We start from the raw sequence: 244 nt of genomic DNA on the forward strand, positions 1-244 counted from the left end.
GAGCATCCACTATGGAAGCTGGCTCTTCTGTAAGCTCTTTAGTAACTGTAGTAACCGTCGCTACCCGGTTTGTTCCCAGCTCTTCACTGATTTTTCTTATACCCGTTACAGCCTTATTGTGAGCCTGGTAATCGGTAAGGATACGGTTTTTATTATGGATGGCTTCATTACCATCAAGCGAGACGGATAAGGTGATATTTCGCTGTTTAACCCATAAGAGTATGCTCTCATCCAATATTGAGAG

General features: G+C 43.0%; 1 pseudogene. It reads right to left on the reverse strand.

Annotated elements, in window-relative coordinates:
* Positions 1-244: pseudogene (locus tag MKR94_RS16810) on the reverse strand (His-Xaa-Ser system radical SAM maturase HxsB); the annotation flags it as partial.

Origin of the sequence: Rosenbergiella metrosideri (genome assembly GCF_022602565.1) — a bacterium.
GTDB classification, from domain to species: Bacteria; Pseudomonadota; Gammaproteobacteria; order Enterobacterales; family Enterobacteriaceae; genus Rosenbergiella; species Rosenbergiella metrosideri.